Here is a 477-nt window from a genome sequence, read left to right on the forward strand (position 1 = left end):
ATCGTGCTGATCGACGTGGGTGGTCAGGGTGAGGGTGAGGTTCCCGAGTGGGGTGCGCTGGCGGCCCTGGAGGAGCCGCAGCTCGCGGTAAGGGGCGGAAGGGTTCTGGTGCCGAGGTTGCAGCGAGCTGCTGCCGCCACGGCTGCCGCACCTGCGGTCGATCCGGACGGGACGGTTCTGATCACGGGTGGTACGGGTGGTCTGGGTGCGCTGTTCGCCCGGCACCTGGCCGAGCAGCACGGTGCCCGGCATCTCGTGCTTCTCAGTCGTCGTGGACCGGACGCACCCGGTGCGGCCGAGCTGGTGGGGGAGCTTGCGGCTCTGGGCTGTGACGCCCGTGCCGCAGCCTGCGATGTCTCCGACCGCGCCCAACTCGCTGCACTCATCGGCTCGTTGGAGAGGCCACTCACCGCCGTGATCCACGCGGCGGGTGTGTTGGATGACGGTGTGGTCACGTCGTTGACGCCGGAGCAGCTT

General features: G+C 69.4%; 1 protein-coding gene. It reads left to right on the forward strand.

Annotated features, from left to right (window positions below; genetic code table 11):
• Nucleotides 1-477: SDR family NAD(P)-dependent oxidoreductase (locus Q0994_RS33930; protein WP_299542589.1), on the forward strand; the 477-nt coding region annotated here is incomplete at both ends.

Source organism: uncultured Streptomyces sp., assembly GCF_947488945.1.
Lineage (GTDB): Bacteria > Actinomycetota > Actinomycetes > Streptomycetales > Streptomycetaceae > Streptomyces.